The sequence below is a fragment of the Pseudomonas sp. LAMO17WK12:I1 genome (assembly GCF_900177315.1).
GTDB classification, from domain to species: Bacteria; Pseudomonadota; Gammaproteobacteria; order Pseudomonadales; family Pseudomonadaceae; genus Aquipseudomonas; species Aquipseudomonas marginalis.
On record NZ_FWZV01000004.1, the window covers coordinates 48,060 to 64,427 of the forward strand.

Sequence of the window (16,368 nt, forward strand, 5' to 3'; positions counted from 1 at the left end):
AGTGGGGTGTTTTTATAGATTTGTCCGAGTGTATATCGGTTTTAGCGAACGGCAGTGGCGTTACATCTGGAAGCACTCTAGATCGCGGCTTTTTGGCACTTAGTTTTACGCTGAGGGCCTATTGGTCCATGAACCCTAGTGTCTGGAGGCTACGAATGAATACCCGTGGATTGCTCGATCAGTTGCTCAAGTCCGGCCAGGACATGTTGCAGAATAAAACCGGCGGCCAGCGCAAACAGGACGATAAAGGCGCCCTCGGCGGGCTGCTCGGCGGCGGCGGTCTGGGCAGCCTGCTCGGCGGTGCGGGCGGTGGCGCCCTAGCGGCGGGGGCGATGGGCCTGTTGCTGGGCAACAAGAAGGCGCGCAAGTTTGGCGGCAAAGCCCTGACCTACGGCGGGCTGGCCGCGTTGGGCGTGATTGCCTACAAAGCCTACGGCAACTGGCAGGCCAAGCAGGCCAACGCGCCTCAGGGCGAACCGCAAACCATCGACCACCTGCCACCGGCCCAGGTCGAGCAGCACAGCCAGGGGATCCTCAAGGCATTGGTCGCCGCCGCCAAGGCCGACGGCCATGTGGATGAGCGCGAGCGCGCACTGATCGAAGGTGAATTCACCAAGCTGGACAACGACCGCGAACTGCAAAGCTGGCTGCACGCCGAGCTGAACAAGCCGCTGGACCCGGCCGACGTCGCCCGCGCCGCCGGCACCCCGGAAATGGCCGCCGAGATGTACATCGCCAGCGTGATGCTGGTGGACGAGGAGAACTTTATGGAAAAGGCGTATCTGGACGAATTGGCCCGCCAACTCAAGCTCGAGCCGGGCTTGAAGCTGGAACTGGAAAAGCAGGTACGGCTTAACCAGTAACCAACGGGGCCGGGCAAATCCAACCTGTGGGAGGGGGCTTGCTCCCGATAGCGGTGGTCCAGTTCGAATCTCTGCAACTGACCCACGGCAATCGGGAGCAAGCCCCCTCCCACAGGCGTTTTTGCAATGTGTGTGTGCCACATCGAAACCCATTGATAAATGAGGGCTTCTGCTCAGCTATACTCCCCTCCATTTGAATGGCCCTTCGAGGAAACACTGTGAAGAATTGGACCTTGCGCCAGCGGATTTTGGCGAGCTTTGCGGTCATTATCGCGATCATGCTGCTGATGGTTGTGGTGTCCTACTCACGGTTGCTGAAGATTGAAGCCAGCCAGGAATCGGTGCGTGACGACGCGGTGCCGGGGGTTTACCTCAGTTCGATGATCCGCAGCGCATGGGTCGACAGTTATTTGCAGACCATCGATATCATTGGCCTGCGCGAGGATAAAACCTTCACCAATAGCGATAAATCGGACTACAAGGCCTTCGAATCGCGTATCGAACAGCAGATGGCCAATTACGAAAAAACCGTGCATAGCCAGGCCGATCGCATGGAGTTCGACAACTTCAAGGCCGCCCACATCAATTACAACAAGGTCCTGGCCCAGGTACTCGATCGCGTCGAAGCCAATGACCTGCCGGCCGCGCGCGAGCTCTTGGAAGAGCAATTGACGCCGATCTGGACCGAAGGGCGCATGAAGCTCAATGACATCATCACGGAAAACAAGGCCGTGTCCGACAACGCGACGGCCGCCATTGACGACGCCGTTGCCTCGGCCAAGGTCAGCATGTTCCTGTCGCTGGCCGTGGCGATCCTCGCTGCCGGCCTGTGTGGCCTGCTGCTGATGCGCGCGATCATGGCGCCGATGCAGCGTATCGTCGAGATCCTCGAGACCATGCGTACCGGTGACCTGAGCAAACGCTTGAACCTGGAGCGCAAGGACGAGTTCGGCGCGGTGGAAACCGGCTTCAACGACATGATGACCGAGCTTACGGCCCTGGTGTCCCAGGCCCAGCGCTCTTCGGTGCAGGTCACCACCTCGGTCACCGAGATTGCCGCCACCTCCAAGCAGCAACAGGCCACTGCCACTGAAACCGCGGCCACTACTACTGAGATCGGTGCCACTTCGCGGGAGATCGCTGCCACTTCCAAGGATCTGGTCCGCACCATGACCGAAGTGTCCACCGCCGCCGACCAGGCCTCGGTGGCCGCCGGTTCCGGCCAGCAAGGCCTGGCGCGCATGGAAGAAACCATGCATTCGGTGATGGGCGCCGCCGACCTGGTGAATGCCAAGCTGGCGATCCTCAATGAGAAGGCCGGCAACATCAACCAGGTGGTGGTGACCATCGTCAAGGTCGCCGACCAGACCAACCTGCTGTCCCTGAATGCCGCCATCGAGGCCGAAAAGGCCGGCGAATACGGGCGCGGTTTTGCCGTGGTGGCCACCGAAGTGCGGCGCCTGGCCGACCAGACCGCCGTGGCCACCTATGACATCGAGCAGATGGTGCGTGAAATCCAGTCAGCGGTTTCGGCGGGCGTGATGGGCATGGACAAGTTCTCCGAAGAAGTCCGTCGAGGCATGTTCGAAGTGCAGCAAGTAGGCGAGCAGCTGTCGCAGATCATCCATCAGGTACAGGCCCTGGCGCCGCGGGTGTTGATGGTCAACGAAGGCATGCAGGCCCAGGCCACCGGCGCCGAGCAGATCAACCATGCCCTGGTGCAACTGGGCGATGCCAGCAGCCAGACGGTGGAGTCCCTGCGCCAGGCCAGCTTTGCCATCGATGAACTGAGCCAGGTTGCGGTGGGTCTGCGCAGCGGCGTGTCGCGTTTCAAAGTCTGATGAGCGACCTCGCGGCTAAACGCGGCGCCGTTCCGGCAGCGAAAAAAGCCTTGTTCCTGGTGTTTCACATCGGCAGCGAACGCTTTGCGCTCAAGGCCACGGAGGTGGCCGAGGTGTTGCCACGCCTGCCGCTCAAGCCAATCGCCCATGCGCCACTGTGGGTGGCGGGCATCTTTGCCCATCGCGGGGCGTTGGTGCCGGTCATCGACCTGAGTGCGCTGACCTTCGGCACAGCGGCCCAGGCGCGTACGAGTACGCGCCTGGTGCTGGTCAATTACCAGCCGCACACCTGGGTCGAATCGCGCTGGCTCGGGCTGATCCTCGAGCAGGCGACGGACACCCTGCGGTGCGACCCGGCGGAATTCCAGCCTTACGGCCTGGATAACCGCCAGGCGCGGTACCTGGGGCCGGTGCGGGAGGATGCCCTGGGCCTGATGCAGTGGATTGGCGTGAATGACGTGCTCACCGACGATGTGCGCGCCTTGTTGTTTTCTGCCGAGCTGAGCCTATGAGCAACGACCCGCGTTTCTTTGCCTTCTTGAAAGAACGTATCGGCCTGGATGTCGCGTCGGTCGGCGAGGCCATCATCGAGCGCGCCGTGCGCCAGCGCAGCCAGGCCGTGCAGGCGCAAACGCCAGGGCAGTACTGGCAGCACCTGCAAAGCTCCGAGGACGAGCAACAAGCGCTGATCGAAGCCGTGATCGTCCCCGAGACCTGGTTTTTCCGTTACCCCGAATCCTTTGCGACCCTGGCCCGACTGGCGCTTGCACGCCTGGCCGAGATCAAGCAGATGCGCGCCCTGCGCATTCTCAGCCTGCCGTGTTCCACCGGCGAAGAACCCTATTCCATTGCCATGGCCTTGCTGGATGCCGGGTTGGCGCCTCACCAGTTCAAGGTCCTGGGCCTGGATGTCAGCCCGCTGTCCGTGGAGCGCGCCCGGCGCGGGGTGTATGGCAAGAACTCGTTTCGTGGCGGCGATATTGCCTTTCGCGACCGCCACTTCACGGAATACGGCGACGGGTTCCACATCGCCGACCGCGTGCGCGAACAGGTGCGCCTGCAAGTCGGCAACCTGCTCGACCCGACGCTGCTGGCGAACGAGGCGAGCTACGATTTCGTGTTTTGCCGCAACCTGCTGATCTACTTTGACCAGCCGACCCAGAAGCAAGTCTTCGACGTACTCAAGGGCCTGACCCATGTGGACGGCGTGCTGTTTATCGGTCCCGCCGAGGGCAGCTTGCTGGGGCGCCACGGCATGCGCTCGATTGGGGTGCCGCAGTCATTTGCCTTCAGCCGGCAGGCCGAGCCGGTGAAGCCTGAGCCGGTATTCGTGCCCATGCCGACGCCACCGCGCAGCGCCGCGCCGGTCCCGGTCAAGCCGCGACCGTTCAGCACGGCCAGCAACCAGGCGGGGCCGATCAAGGCGCCGCCCTCCGATGCGGGCACCTTGCTCAGCCGCATCGCCAGCCTGGCCAACGAAGGTAAAAGTGCCGAGGCCCGCGCCGCCTGTGAGCAGTATCTGAACAGTCACCCGCCGGCCGCCCAGGTGTTCTACTGGCTGGGGTTGCTCAGCGACGTGGCCGGCAGCGCCCTGGAAGCCCAGGGGTTTTATCGAAAAGCCTTGTACCTGGAACCCCAGCATCCGCAGGCCTTGATGCACCTGGCCGCCTTGCTCGAGTCCCAGGGCGACAGTGCGGGGGCGCGCCGTTTACAGGCGCGGGCCGCCCGCAGCGAGCGAGCAGACAGTGAGTCCAAACGATGAGTAGCACCGAGGCGCTCAACACCGCAGGCCTGGACTTGACCCTGGCCGACACCCAAGCCATCGACGACTGCTGGAACCGTATCGGTATCCATGGCGACAAGTCATGCCCGCTGCTGGTGGAGCATATCCACTGCCGCAACTGTTCGGTGTACTCGGCTGCCGCCACGCGCTTGCTGGACCGCTATGCCTTGCAGCAGGACGACCGTCGTCCGGTGGCGGCTGCCGAGGTTGACGAAAAGATCGTCACCCGCTCGCTGTTGGTGTTCCGCCTCGGCGAGGAATGGCTGGGCATCGCCACCCGCTGCCTGGTGGAGGTGGCGCCGTTGCAACCGATTCATTCGCTGCCGCACCAGCGCTCCCGTGCCTTGCTCGGTGTGGCCAATGTGCGTGGCGCGCTGGTGGCGTGCCTGTCGCTGGTGGAGTTGCTTGGCCTGGAAACAACCCACCAGGGCGCCAGCGGTGGGCGGATCATGCCGCGCATGCTGATCATCGCCGCGCAGGATGGCCCGGTGGTGGTGCCGGTGGACGAAGTGGATGGCATCCATGCCATCGATGAGCGCACCCTGAAGGCGGCGTCGGCCTCGGGTACCCAGGCCAGCGCGCGCTACACCCAGGGTGTGTTGCAGTGGAAAGGCCGTAGCCTGCGGTGGCTGGACGAGGCGCAATTGTTGTCCGCCGTGACCCGGAGCCTCACATGACCCCCGACCAGATGCGCGACGCCTCGCTGCTGGAGCTGTTCAGCCTGGAAGCCGATGCCCAGACCCAGGTGCTGAGCGCGGGCCTGCTGGCCCTTGAGCGCAACCCTACCCAGGCCGACCAGCTTGAAGCCTGCATGCGTGCCGCGCACTCGCTCAAGGGCGCGGCGCGCATCGTTGGGGTGGACGCCGGGGTCAGCGTGGCCCACGTCATGGAGGATTGCCTGGTCAGCGCCCAGGAACGCCGCCTGTACCTGCAACCCGAACATATCGACGCCTTGCTGCAAGGCACCGACCTGCTGATGCGTATCGCCACCCCTGGCAACGATGTCGGCACGGCGGACATCGACGCCTATGTGGCGTTGATGGAGCGCCTGCTGGATCCATCCCAGCCCAGTGCCTACGTCGTGCCGCTGCCCGCTGCGCCTGAGCCCGCCCCGGCGCCGCTTATCGAAGAGCTGCCGCCGGAGCCCGAGCCCGCACCGCCCGTCGCCAGCGATCCGCCGCGTCAGGGCCGGCGCATGACTGAAGGTGGCGAACGTGTATTACGCGTGACCGCCGAGCGCTTGAACAGCCTGTTGGACCTCTCGAGCAAGTCCCTGGTGGAAACCCAGCGGTTCAAGCCCTACCTGGCCAGCATGCAGCGTCTCAAACGGATTCAAAGCCAGAGCGTACGCGCCCTGGATACCCTGGATGGCCAGCTCAAGACCCTGGGCTTGAGCCTCGAAGCCGAGGAAGCCCTGGCCGATACCCGCCGCCTGTTGAGCGAAGCCCAGGCGCTGCTGGCGGAAAAGACCGCCGAGCTGGATGAGTTTGGCTGGCAGGCCGGCCAGCGTGCCCAGGTGCTCTACGACACTGCGTTGGCGTGTCGCATGCGCCCGTTTGCCGATGTGCTGGCCGGGCAGGTGCGTATGGTGCGCGACCTCGGCCGCAGCCTGGGCAAGCAAGTGCGCCTGGAGATCGAGGGGGAAAAGACCCAGGTCGATCGCGACGTGCTGGAAAAGCTCGAAGCGCCACTCACCCATCTATTGCGCAATGCCGTCGACCACGGCATCGAAATGCCCGAGCAACGCCTGCTGGCAGGCAAACCCGCCGAAGGCCTGATCCGCCTGCGCGCGTCCCATCAGGCCGGCCTGCTGGTGCTGGAGCTGAGTGACGACGGCAATGGCGTCGACCTGGAGCGCCTGCGCGGCACCATCGTCGATCGGCATCTTTCAACCTGGGAGACGGCCCTGAACCTGAGTGAAGAGGAGCTGCTGACGTTCCTGTTCCTGCCGGGGTTCAGCCTGCGCGACAAGGTCACCGAAGTGTCCGGGCGCGGTGTCGGACTGGATGCGGTGCAGCATATGGTCCGCCAACTGCGCGGCGCGGTGGTGCTGGAGCAGACGGCAGGGCAGGGCAGCCGCTTCCACCTGGAGGTGCCGCTGACTCTGTCGGTGGTGCGCAGCCTGGTGGTGGAAGTCGGCGAGGAAGCCTATGCGTTCCCGCTGGCACATATCGAGCGCATGTGCGACCTGGCCCCCGACGACATTGTGCAGTTGGAAGGCCGCCAGCATTTCTGGCACGAAGGTCGGCATGTGGGCCTGGTCGCCGCCAGCCAGTTGTTGCAGCGCCCATCGGGGCAGAGCAATGACGAAACCTTGAAGGTGGTGGTGATCCGCGAGCGCGATGCGGTTTACGGGATTGCGGTGGAACGCTTTATCGGCGAACGCACCCTGGTGGTGCTGCCGCTGGATGATCGCCTGGGCAAGGTCCAGGATATTTCCGCCGGTGCCTTGCTGGACGACGGCTCGGTGGTATTGATCGTCGATGTGGAAGATATGCTGCGCTCGGTGGACAAGCTGCTCAACACCGGGCGCCTGGAACGCATCGCCCGGCGCAGCCAGCAGGCCACCGAGGCACCGCGCAAGCGGGTACTGGTGGTGGACGACTCGCTCACTGTGCGGGAGTTGCAACGCAAACTGCTGCTCAATCGCGGGTACGAAGTGGCCGTCGCGGTCGACGGCATGGACGGCTGGAACGCCTTGCGCTCCGAAGACTTCGACCTGCTTATCACTGATATCGATATGCCTCGTATGGACGGTATTGAATTGGTCACACTCCTGCGCCGTGACAGTCGCCTGCAATCGTTGCCGGTGATGGTGGTGTCGTACAAAGACCGTGAGGAAGACCGCCGTCGCGGCCTGGATGCTGGGGCCGATTATTATCTGGCCAAGGCCAGCTTCCACGATGACGCGCTGCTGGATGCCGTGGTGGAGCTGATCGGAGGCGCGCGCTCATGAGGATTGCGATCGTCAATGACATGCCCCTGGCCGTGGAGGCCCTGCGCCGTGCCTTGAGCTTCGAGCCCCTGCACCAGGTGGTGTGGGTGGCCAGCAATGGCCTGGAGGCGGTGCAGCGCTGCGCCGAATTGACCCCGGACCTGATCCTGATGGACCTGATCATGCCGGTGATGGACGGCGTGGAGGCCACGCGGCAGATCATGGCCGAGACCCCGTGCGCGATCCTGCTGGTGACCGTCGACCGCCAGGCCAATGTGAGCCGGGTGTTCGAAGCCATGGGCCACGGCGCCCTGGATGTGGTGGACACGCCGGCGCTCGGCGTGGGCAACCCCAAGGATGCGGCGGCGCCGTTGCTGCGCAAGATCCTCAACATCGGCTGGCTGATCGGCCAGCGCGGCAGCCGTGTGCGCGCCGAAACCACGCCGGAGCGCAGCACCGGCAAACGCCAGAGCCTGGTGGCGATCGGTTCTTCGGCGGGTGGCCCGGCTGCCCTGGAAACCCTGCTCAAGGGGTTGCCCCGGGACTTTGCCGCCGCCATTGTGCTGGTGCAGCACGTGGACCAGGTCTTCGCCGCCGGCATGGCCGAGTGGCTGAGCAGCGCTTCCGGCCTGCCGGTACGCCTGGCCCGCGAAGGCGAACCGCCGCAAAGCGGGGTGGTGCTGCTGGCCGGCACCAATCACCACATTCGTTTATTGAAGAATGGCACGCTAGCCTATACCGCAGAGCCGGTGAACGAGATTTACCGGCCTTCCATCGATGTGTTTTTCGAAAGCGTGGCCAGCCACTGGAATGGCGATGCCGTCGGCGTACTGCTGACCGGTATGGGCCGTGACGGGGCCCAGGGGCTCAAGCTAATGCGTGAACAAGGTTATTTGACCATCGCCCAGGATCAGCAAAGCTCGGCGGTGTATGGCATGCCCAAAGCGGCGGCGGCGATTGATGCTGCTGTTGAAATTCGCCCACTGGATAGAATTGCGCCCCGATTGCTGGAGGTATTTGCAAAATGATCCACACCTCCCGCGGCTGGCTTGCAGGTAGTAATTCAGGTGACTGCACATGAATGATTTACAGATCGACGACATCAAGACCGACGAAAACGCCGCCATGGTGTTGCTGGTCGACGACCAGGCCATGATCGGCGAAGCCGTCCGGCGTGGCCTGGCCCACGAAGAAAACATCGACTTCCACTTCTGTGCCGACCCGCACCAGGCGATTGCCCAGGCCATCCGCATCAAACCCACGGTGATCCTGCAGGACCTGGTGATGCCCGGCCTCGACGGCCTGACCCTGGTACGCGAATACCGCAACCACCCGGCCACGCAGAACATCCCGATCATCGTGCTTTCCACCAAGGAAGACCCGCTGATCAAGAGCGCGGCGTTCTCGGCGGGGGCCAACGACTACCTGGTCAAGCTGCCGGACAACATCGAACTGGTGGCGCGCATCCGCTATCACTCGCGCTCCTACATGACCCTGTTGCAGCGCGATGCCGCCTACCGTGCGCTGCGGGTCAGCCAGCAACAGCTGCTGGACACCAACCTGGTGCTGCAACGGCTGATGAACTCCGATGGCCTGACCGGGCTGTCCAACCGCCGCCACTTCGACGAATACCTGGAGCTGGAATGGCGCCGCGCCATGCGTGACCAGACCCAGCTGTCATTGCTGATGATCGACGTGGATTTCTTCAAGACCTACAACGACAGCTTCGGCCACGTCGAGGGTGACGAAGCCCTGCGCAAAGTGGCCAACACCATCCGCGAAGCCAGCAGCCGCCCTTCGGACCTGCCGGCGCGCTACGGTGGCGAAGAGTTTGCCCTGGTATTGCCGAACACCTCGCCGGGTGGGGCACGCCTGGTGGCGGAAAAGCTGCGCATGGCCGTCGCCGCGCTGAAGATCCCGCACATCGCGCCGGCGGAAGGCTCGAGCCTGACCATCAGCATCGGCCTGTCGACCATGACGCCGGTGCAGGGTACCGATTGCCGCCGGTTGATCATGGCGGCGGACAAGGGCTTGTATACGGCCAAGCACAACGGGCGCAATCAGGTCGGTATCGAGTGACTCGAGGCCGCAGCAGATCAAAAGGTGGGAAGGGGCTTGCCCCCTCCCACATTTAACCCTGCGTAGTCTGCCTTTTCGCCAAGCGGGCTGCCGTTAGTCCCCGTTTGCCGTTATACTCGCCGGCTTTCAAAAGTTCGCCAACGAGTGCTGCCCGCCATGGAAATCAACCCGATCCTTAACACCATCAAGGACCTGTCCGAGCGCTCCGAAACTATTCGGGGGTATCTTTGACTACGATCAAAAGCATGAGCGTCTGACCGAAGTCAATCGCGAGCTTGAAGATCCGAGTGTCTGGAACAAACCTGAATACGCCCAGGAGCTGGGACGCGAGCGCGCTGCGCTGGCGCAGATCGTCGACACCCTCGACGAACTGAACACCGGCCTGGCCGATTGCCGCGACCTGCTGGACATGGCCGTCGAAGAAAACGACGAAGGCGCAGTGGGCGATGTCGTCGCCGAGTTGGCCCGTCTCGAGGAAAACCTCGCCAAGCTTGAATTCCGTCGCATGTTCAGCCACGAAATGGACCCGAACAACGCCTACCTGGACATCCAGGCCGGTTCCGGCGGCACCGAAGCCCAGGACTGGGCCAACATCCTGCTGCGCATGTACCTGCGCTGGGCCGACAAGCGCGGTTTCGACGCCACCATCATGGAGCTGTCGGCCGGTGAAGTCGCCGGCATCAAGGGCGCGACCGTGCACATCAAGGGTGAATACGCCTTTGGCTGGCTGCGTACCGAGATCGGCGTACACCGCCTGGTGCGCAAGAGCCCGTTCGACTCCGGCAACCGTCGCCACACCTCGTTCTCTGCGGTGTTCGTCTCGCCCGAGATCGATGACAAGGTGGAAATCGAGATCAACCCGGCCGACCTGCGTATCGACACCTACCGCTCCTCCGGTGCCGGTGGCCAGCACGTAAACACCACCGACTCGGCCGTACGTATTACCCACGTACCGACCAACACCGTGGTGAGCTGCCAGAACGAACGTTCCCAGCACGCGAACAAGGACACCGCCATGAAAATGCTGCGGGCCAAGTTGTACGAGCAGGAAATGCAGAAGCGCAACGCCGCTTCCCAGGCCCTGGAAGACACCAAGTCGGATATCGGTTGGGGTCACCAGATCCGCTCTTATGTGCTCGATGCCTCGCGGATCAAGGATCTGCGCACTAACATCGAACGCAGCGACTGCGACAAGGTGCTCGACGGTGACATCGACGAATACCTGGAAGCCAGCCTGAAATCTGGCCTGTAACCCCTTGTAGGAACCGGAGGGACGCCCAGTCCTTGCCGGCGATCCCCGGCCGCAGGCCGGGGACCACGAACCTGATGGAAAATTTAAAGACATGAGCGACCAACAACTCGACCCGCAAGCCCTGCAACAGGAAGAAAACTCCCTGATCGCCCTGCGCAAGGAAAAGCTGGCTGCCGAGCGCGCCAAGGGCAATGCCTTCCCCAACGACTTCCGTCGCGACAACTACTGCGATGCCTTGCAGAAGCAGTACGCGGACAAGACCAAGGAAGAGCTGGCTGAAGCGGCGATCCCGGTCAAGGTGGCAGGTCGCATCATGCTCAACCGTGGCTCGTTCATGGTGATCCAGGACATGACCGGGCGTATCCAGGTCTACGTCAACCGCAAGACCCTGTCCGAAGAAACCCTGGCCTCGGTGAAAACCTGGGACATGGGCGACATCATCGCCGCCGAAGGCACCCTGGCCCGTTCCGGCAAGGGCGACCTGTACGTGGAAATGACCAGCGTGCGCCTGCTGACCAAGTCCCTGCGCCCGTTGCCGGACAAGCACCACGGCCTGACCGACACCGAGCAACGTTACCGCCAGCGCTACGTTGACCTGATCGTCAACGAAGACGTGCGCCAGACCTTCCGCGTGCGTTCGCAGGTCATCGCGCACATCCGCAGCTTCCTGATGCAGCGTGACTTCCTGGAAGTGGAAACCCCGATGCTGCAGACCATCCCGGGGGGCGCCGCAGCCAAGCCGTTCGAAACCCACCACAACGCACTGGACCTGGAAATGTTCCTGCGTATCGCGCCTGAGCTGTACCTCAAGCGTCTTGTGGTCGGTGGCTTCGAGAAAGTGTTCGAGATCAACCGCAACTTCCGTAACGAAGGCGTCTCGACCCGGCACAACCCGGAATTCACCATGTTGGAGTTCTACCAGGCGTACGCCGACTACGAAGACAACATGGACCTCACCGAAGAACTGTTCCGCGAGCTGGCGCAACTGGTCCTGGGTAGCACCGACGTGCCGTACGGCGACAAGGTGTTCCACTTCGGCGAGCCGTTCGTGCGTCTGTCGGTGTTCGACTCGATCCTCAAGTACAACCCTGAGCTGACCGCCGACGACCTCAACGACATCGACAAGGCCCGCGCCATCGCCAAGAAAGCCGGTGCCAAGGTGCTCGGCTTCGAAGGCCTGGGCAAACTGCAGGTGATGATTTTCGAAGAGCTGGTGGAGCACAAGCTGGAACAGCCGCACTTCATTACCCAGTACCCGTTCGAAGTGTCGCCGCTGGCCCGTCGCAACGACGACAACCCGAACGTCACCGACCGTTTCGAGCTGTTCATCGGCGGCCGCGAAATCGCCAACGCCTACTCCGAGCTTAACGATGCCGAAGACCAGGCCGAGCGCTTCATGGCCCAGGTGGCCGACAAGGACGCCGGCGATGACGAAGCCATGCACTACGACGCCGACTTCGTACGTGCCCTGGAATACGGCATGCCGCCAACGGCCGGTGAAGGTATCGGCATCGACCGCCTGGTGATGTTGTTGACCAACTCGCCGTCGATCCGCGATGTGATCTTGTTCCCGCACATGCGGCCACAAGCGTAAATGTAGCGAAATCCGAAGCCGCCTTTTATAAGGCGGCTTTTTTATGTGGCGTTTTTAAGCGTCAAGCAAACAGCGCCAGGTTTTGATCTATTCAAGGATGTGTGTCGTGAACCGCGTAACCGCTCAAGAAGGTGCCGCCGGCATTGCCGCTGCCGTGGCTGAAAGCGTCCAGTACCAGGGCCGTAAGGCCAGCCGTCGGGGCAGCGAGCAACGCAGGCAAGACATTCTCGATGCAGCCATGCGCATCGTGGTGCGCGATGGCGTGCGGGCCGTGCGCCATCGGGCCGTGGCGGCCGAGGCCGGTGTGCCGTTGTCAGCCACTACCTATTACTTCAAGGACATCGATGACCTGCTCACCGATACCTTCGCCCAGTATGTTGAACGCAGCGCCGCCTTCATGGGCAAGCTATGGGTGCGTAACGAAGGCCTGCTGCGTGAGATGGTTGCCTATGGCGATGGCAGCCCGGAATCGCGCTCGCAACTGGCCGATGACATTGCGCGGCTGACCGCCGACTATGTGCTGCGCCAACTGACCAACCGCCGCGAACATTTGATGGCCGAACAGGCCTTTCGCCAGGAAGCCTTGCTCAACCCGCGCCTGGCCGAGCTGGTGCGGTCCCACCAGCAGATCCTGTTGCAGGGCACGGGACAGTTTTTCCAGGTATTGGGCTCCCGCGAGCCGCAACAGGACGCCAAGGTGTTGACGGCGATTATCAGTCGGATGGAATATCAGGGCCTGCTGGGCGGCGCAGAGCCTCTGACCGGTGAAGAGATGCTTGAGATCCTCAAGCGTTACATGCATTTGGTGTTGGCCTCGGTCTGACACCGGGGGAGTCCAATGAAAACCTGGCGTGTGGCGGTAATCGCCTTGTCGTTCCTGTTGCTCAGCGGTTGCCTGGTCACGTTCAAGGACCCGTTGCCCGCCCATGAGGCGGCGCCGGATGAGTTGCTGGGCCATTGGACCAGCAGGAATGCCTGGGGCGAACCGCTCAATCTGCGCATCAGCCGTGCCGGTGAGCACCGCTACAAGGCAGTGAGCTACCCTAAAGCCACGCCGGCCCAGCGTGATGAGTACCTGTTTACCGTTTCGCGTCATGGCAACCGCTGGTACCTGTCGGCACCGTTGCCGGCCCGGTTCGGAGGGCATTACTTCCTGGCGGGGTTCGAGTTCGACGATAAGCACGAATTGGTGGTCTATAACCTCGACCTCGAACAGATTCACCAGGCCATCGGGCAACAGGTGCTGCAGGGCAGCAGCGTGGAGACCGTCGAAGGCGCCGGCGTACGGGTCGACAGTTCCATGAGCCAGGTGTTTGCCTACCTGGATGACCCGGCCAATGCCGATGTGTTCGTTGAAGCCGTGCGCTACCAGCGTGCGGACAAATAACGTTTAGAGAGGAAGCACCGGGTGGACGATTACCAGCAGACGATACGCAGCTTGTCCGATCGCATTGTGCTGGCGCAAACACCGATTCGCGTCCTCGACGCTGTGAAGTGGGACGACAACATTCGCCAGGGATTTCTCAAGGCCAAGGGCAAGGCCATGCCCGCCGTGGATCGCGACTACTACCTGAACCGACCGCTATCGTTCGACTCCAGTGCGGTAAAGCTGGAATTCCAGAACATCGAACGCGACATCACTCGCCGCCTCGGCCAGTTCAGCCCGGTGGGGCAGATCATGCGCCGCATGTGCCGCGAATACCGCATGGTGGTGCGCATGCTCGAAGCCCGCGGCACCGAGGACTTCGGCCTGATTTCCCAGGAGCTGTACGGCGCCGCTTCCGACGCCTTCCACGCCGGCGACCCGACCCTGGCTGACCTGGGCCTGATGCTCTCCGACTACCTGAACAATATCGACGGCCGTGGCGACCTCAAGGACGAAGCCAAGACCCTGACCGCCAAGGACGCCGTGGCCCTGCTGCAAACCCGCCTGAACAAGGTATTTGGCGAAGCCGAAGAGACCATCCGCGTGTTCGAGTCCGACGGCATCGTTGCCGATGCCGCAGCGGGCGCCGACTACATCAAGATCCGCGCCGACGCGATGTTCAACGACCGCGACGTGCGTGCGCTGGAAGTCCACGAAGGCCTGGTGCATGTCGGTACCACGCTCAACGGCCAGAACCAGCCGATCTGCACCTTCCTGTCCAAGGGCCCGCCGTCGTCCACCGTGACCCAGGAAGGCCTGGCGATCCTCATGGAGATCATTACGTTCGCCTCCTACCCGAGCCGCTTGCGCAAGCTGACCAACCGCACCCGGGCGATCCACATGGTGGAAGAGGGTGCCGACTTCCTGCAGGTGTTCGAGTTCTTCCGCGAGCAAGGCTTTGAAATGGCCGAAAGCTATGGCAACGCCAGCCGGGTATTCCGTGGCTCGGTGCCGAACGGCTTGCCGTTTACCAAGGACCTGTCCTACCTCAAGGGCTTTATCATGGTCTACAACTACATCCAGCTGGCTGTGCGCAAAGGCAAGCTGGAGCAAGTGCCGCTGCTGTTCTGCGGCAAGACCACCCTGGAAGACATGCGCACCTTGCGCCAACTGGTGGACGAAGGCCTGGTGGTGCCGCCCAAGTACCTGCCTGAACAGTTCCGCGACATGAATGCACTGGCGGCGTGGATGTGTTTCTCCAACTTCCTCAACCACTTGAGCCTGGACCGGATCGAGGCGGATTACTCCAATATCCTTTAAACGCTGTTATTCACGAGGCTTCAACGGATGAGAATCCTCGGCATTCTGTGCCTGCTACTCACATTGAACGGTTGCAGCTCCCTGCTGTTCTACCCCGAACCCGGCCTGCCATTCACGCCCGAAAAAGCGCACTTGCAATACCGCGATGTCACCCTCACCACCGCCGACGGCGTAAAGCTGCACGCGTGGTGGCTGCCGGCCAAGGCCGGAGTACCCGTCAAAGGGACGGTGCTGCACCTGCACGGCAACGGCGGTAACCTGGCCTGGCACCTGGGCGGCAGCTGGTGGTTGCCGGAGCAGGGCTACCAGGTACTGCTGCTGGACTATCGCGGTTATGGGCTGTCGGCAGGCAAGCCCTCACTGCCGGCGATTTATCAGGATGTGGACGCGGCGTTCAACTGGCTCGACCAGGCGCCCGAAACCCAGGGCCAGCCGTTGATCGTCCTCGGTCAAAGCCTCGGCGGTGCGCTGGCGGTGCATTACCTGGCGGAACACCCGCAGCGTCAAGTCCAACTCAAGGCCTTGGTACTGGACGGCGTGCCGGCCAGTTATCGTGACGTAGGACAATTCGCCCTGAGCACCTCCTGGTTAACATGGCCCTTCCAGGTGCCCTTGTCTTGGCTGGTGCCTGACGCCGACAGCGCGATCAACGCCATGCCGCAACTGACCGGCGTGCCGAAATTGCTGTTCCACAGTCTGGATGACCCGATCGTGCCCGTGGCCAACGGTATCCGCCTGTATCAGGCCGCGCCACCGCCACGGGTATTGCAGTTGACCCGCGGCGGCCATGTGCAGACCTTTGCCGACAAGACTTGGCAAACCGTGATGCTGCGCTATCTGGACGACCCGCAGCACTTCAACGGCCTGCGCCGCCTGGGCGAGATTCCGAATTACCCCATTCCTAAAGTTGATCCATCAGAGAGCCCGCAATGAGCGAAGAACGCAACATGATCCCGCTGATCCTCACCGGCATCGGCACCATCATCGGCACCGTCGGCTGCCTGTGGTACTACGGCTATTTGCACTTCGCCAAGCCTGAGGATGCGTTGCTGCTCAGCGACTTCACCATGCTCAAGACCGTGCCGGGCGAGGACTACAAGATCTCCCTGACCCCCGCCGCTCAAGTGGCACAGTGCGTCGATGGCGTGCTGGTCATGTTCGATACCGAACAAAAAGGCTTGAGTGGTGTATTGGTCAATAATAAGAAACAGGCGGTGCGTTGCATGGGCCAGGAAACCCCGCAACTGCAGCAGTAAGCCAGCGCGTCGAGTCCGTGGGAAAACACCACTCAGCCTGGGGATTCGTCCCTTGGTGCAGGTCCGAGTCTTCCCAGGC

Annotated in this window: 15 protein-coding genes; all 15 read left to right on the forward strand. The window is 62.5% G+C overall.

Annotated features, from left to right (window positions below; all coding sequences use genetic code 11):
* Positions 1 to 155 precede the first annotated feature (155 nt).
* The 15 genes from B9N88_RS07890 (at position 156) to B9N88_RS07960 (ending at position 16,289) form a co-directional block, all read left to right on the forward strand.
* Entirely contained in the window at positions 156 to 863 is a 708-nt protein-coding gene (locus tag B9N88_RS07890) for a tellurite resistance TerB family protein (RefSeq protein ID WP_027604524.1), read from the forward strand.
* Positions 864 to 1,081: 218 nt separating this feature from the next.
* Positions 1,082 to 2,704 carry a methyl-accepting chemotaxis protein gene (locus B9N88_RS07895; protein WP_027604523.1) on the forward strand — a complete coding sequence of 541 codons (1,623 nt, stop codon included), beginning with the start codon at positions 1,082 to 1,084 and terminating at the stop codon, positions 2,702 to 2,704.
* Positions 2,704 to 3,216 (forward strand): chemotaxis protein CheW, encoded by a 513-nt coding sequence (locus B9N88_RS07900; protein WP_027604522.1) that lies wholly within the window; start codon positions 2,704 to 2,706, stop codon positions 3,214 to 3,216. Before B9N88_RS07895 ends, B9N88_RS07900 begins: the two co-directional genes overlap by 1 nt.
* Positions 3,213 to 4,466, forward strand: a complete 1,254-nt coding sequence (locus tag B9N88_RS07905) for a CheR family methyltransferase (protein WP_027604521.1) — start codon at positions 3,213 to 3,215, stop codon at positions 4,464 to 4,466. Before B9N88_RS07900 ends, B9N88_RS07905 begins: the two co-directional genes overlap by 4 nt.
* Positions 4,463 to 5,164, forward strand: coding sequence for a chemotaxis protein CheW (locus B9N88_RS07910; protein WP_027604520.1), 702 nt, complete (start codon positions 4,463 to 4,465; stop codon positions 5,162 to 5,164). Before B9N88_RS07905 ends, B9N88_RS07910 begins: the two co-directional genes overlap by 4 nt.
* A complete protein-coding gene (locus tag B9N88_RS07915; RefSeq protein WP_027604519.1) occupies positions 5,161 to 7,443 on the forward strand; it encodes a hybrid sensor histidine kinase/response regulator in 2,283 nt (760 codons plus the stop codon). The genes B9N88_RS07910 and B9N88_RS07915 overlap by 4 nt, the downstream gene beginning before the upstream one ends.
* Positions 7,440 to 8,450 (forward strand): chemotaxis response regulator protein-glutamate methylesterase, encoded by a 1,011-nt coding sequence (locus tag B9N88_RS07920; RefSeq protein ID WP_027604518.1) that lies wholly within the window; start codon positions 7,440 to 7,442, stop codon positions 8,448 to 8,450. The genes B9N88_RS07915 and B9N88_RS07920 overlap by 4 nt, the downstream gene beginning before the upstream one ends.
* A gap of 49 nt (positions 8,451 to 8,499) precedes the next feature.
* Complete coding sequence (locus B9N88_RS07925; protein ID WP_027604517.1) at positions 8,500 to 9,501, forward strand: response regulator; 1,002 nt, start codon at positions 8,500 to 8,502, stop codon at positions 9,499 to 9,501.
* A 156-nt stretch (positions 9,502 to 9,657) separates the two neighbouring features.
* A protein-coding gene (gene prfB / locus B9N88_RS07930; protein WP_098465888.1) for a peptide chain release factor 2 occupies positions 9,658 to 10,753 on the forward strand; the annotation gives its coding sequence in 2 pieces (ribosomal slippage) (positions 9,658 to 9,729 and positions 9,731 to 10,753; 1,095 coding nt in all).
* A gap of 91 nt (positions 10,754 to 10,844) precedes the next feature.
* Positions 10,845 to 12,347: a lysine--tRNA ligase gene (gene lysS, locus B9N88_RS07935; protein WP_027604516.1), complete on the forward strand. Its 1,503-nt coding sequence runs from the start codon at positions 10,845 to 10,847 to the stop codon at positions 12,345 to 12,347.
* A gap of 106 nt (positions 12,348 to 12,453) precedes the next feature.
* On the forward strand, positions 12,454 to 13,170 hold the full coding sequence (locus tag B9N88_RS07940) for a TetR/AcrR family transcriptional regulator (RefSeq protein ID WP_027604515.1): 717 nt from the start codon (positions 12,454 to 12,456) through the stop codon (positions 13,168 to 13,170).
* Positions 13,171 to 13,185: 15 nt separating this feature from the next.
* The gene (locus B9N88_RS07945; RefSeq protein WP_027604514.1) at positions 13,186 to 13,734 is read left to right on the forward strand and encodes a hypothetical protein; all 549 of its coding nucleotides are present in this window, start codon (positions 13,186 to 13,188) and stop codon (positions 13,732 to 13,734) included.
* Positions 13,735 to 13,755: 21 nt separating this feature from the next.
* On the forward strand, positions 13,756 to 15,033 hold the full coding sequence (locus B9N88_RS07950; protein ID WP_027604513.1) for a flavohemoglobin expression-modulating QEGLA motif protein: 1,278 nt from the start codon (positions 13,756 to 13,758) through the stop codon (positions 15,031 to 15,033).
* A 27-nt stretch (positions 15,034 to 15,060) separates the two neighbouring features.
* Positions 15,061 to 15,966: an alpha/beta hydrolase gene (locus B9N88_RS07955; RefSeq protein ID WP_027604512.1), complete on the forward strand. Its 906-nt coding sequence runs from the start codon at positions 15,061 to 15,063 to the stop codon at positions 15,964 to 15,966.
* Positions 15,963 to 16,289: a hypothetical protein gene (locus tag B9N88_RS07960; RefSeq protein ID WP_003172217.1), complete on the forward strand. Its 327-nt coding sequence runs from the start codon at positions 15,963 to 15,965 to the stop codon at positions 16,287 to 16,289. The genes B9N88_RS07955 and B9N88_RS07960 overlap by 4 nt, the downstream gene beginning before the upstream one ends.
* Positions 16,290 to 16,368: the final 79 nt, after the last annotated feature.

What these genes read in the sequence shown, in the direction of transcription:
- B9N88_RS07890 (WP_027604524.1), top strand. Translation starts at nt 156, where the DNA reads ATGAATACCCGTGGATTGCTCGATCAGTTGCTCAAGTCCGGCCAGGAC.
- B9N88_RS07900 (WP_027604522.1), top strand. Translation starts at nt 2,704, where the DNA reads ATGAGCGACCTCGCGGCTAAACGCGGCGCCGTTCCGGCAGCGAAAAAA.
- B9N88_RS07905 (WP_027604521.1), top strand. Translation starts at nt 3,213, where the DNA reads ATGAGCAACGACCCGCGTTTCTTTGCCTTCTTGAAAGAACGTATCGGC.
- B9N88_RS07910 (WP_027604520.1), top strand. Translation starts at nt 4,463, where the DNA reads ATGAGTAGCACCGAGGCGCTCAACACCGCAGGCCTGGACTTGACCCTG.
- B9N88_RS07915 (WP_027604519.1), top strand. Translation starts at nt 5,161, where the DNA reads ATGACCCCCGACCAGATGCGCGACGCCTCGCTGCTGGAGCTGTTCAGC.
- B9N88_RS07920 (WP_027604518.1), top strand. Translation starts at nt 7,440, where the DNA reads ATGAGGATTGCGATCGTCAATGACATGCCCCTGGCCGTGGAGGCCCTG.
- B9N88_RS07925 (WP_027604517.1), top strand. Translation starts at nt 8,500, where the DNA reads ATGAATGATTTACAGATCGACGACATCAAGACCGACGAAAACGCCGCC.
- lysS (WP_027604516.1), top strand. Translation starts at nt 10,845, where the DNA reads ATGAGCGACCAACAACTCGACCCGCAAGCCCTGCAACAGGAAGAAAAC.
- B9N88_RS07945 (WP_027604514.1), top strand. Translation starts at nt 13,186, where the DNA reads ATGAAAACCTGGCGTGTGGCGGTAATCGCCTTGTCGTTCCTGTTGCTC.
- B9N88_RS07955 (WP_027604512.1), top strand. Translation starts at nt 15,061, where the DNA reads ATGAGAATCCTCGGCATTCTGTGCCTGCTACTCACATTGAACGGTTGC.
- B9N88_RS07960 (WP_003172217.1), top strand. Translation starts at nt 15,963, where the DNA reads ATGAGCGAAGAACGCAACATGATCCCGCTGATCCTCACCGGCATCGGC.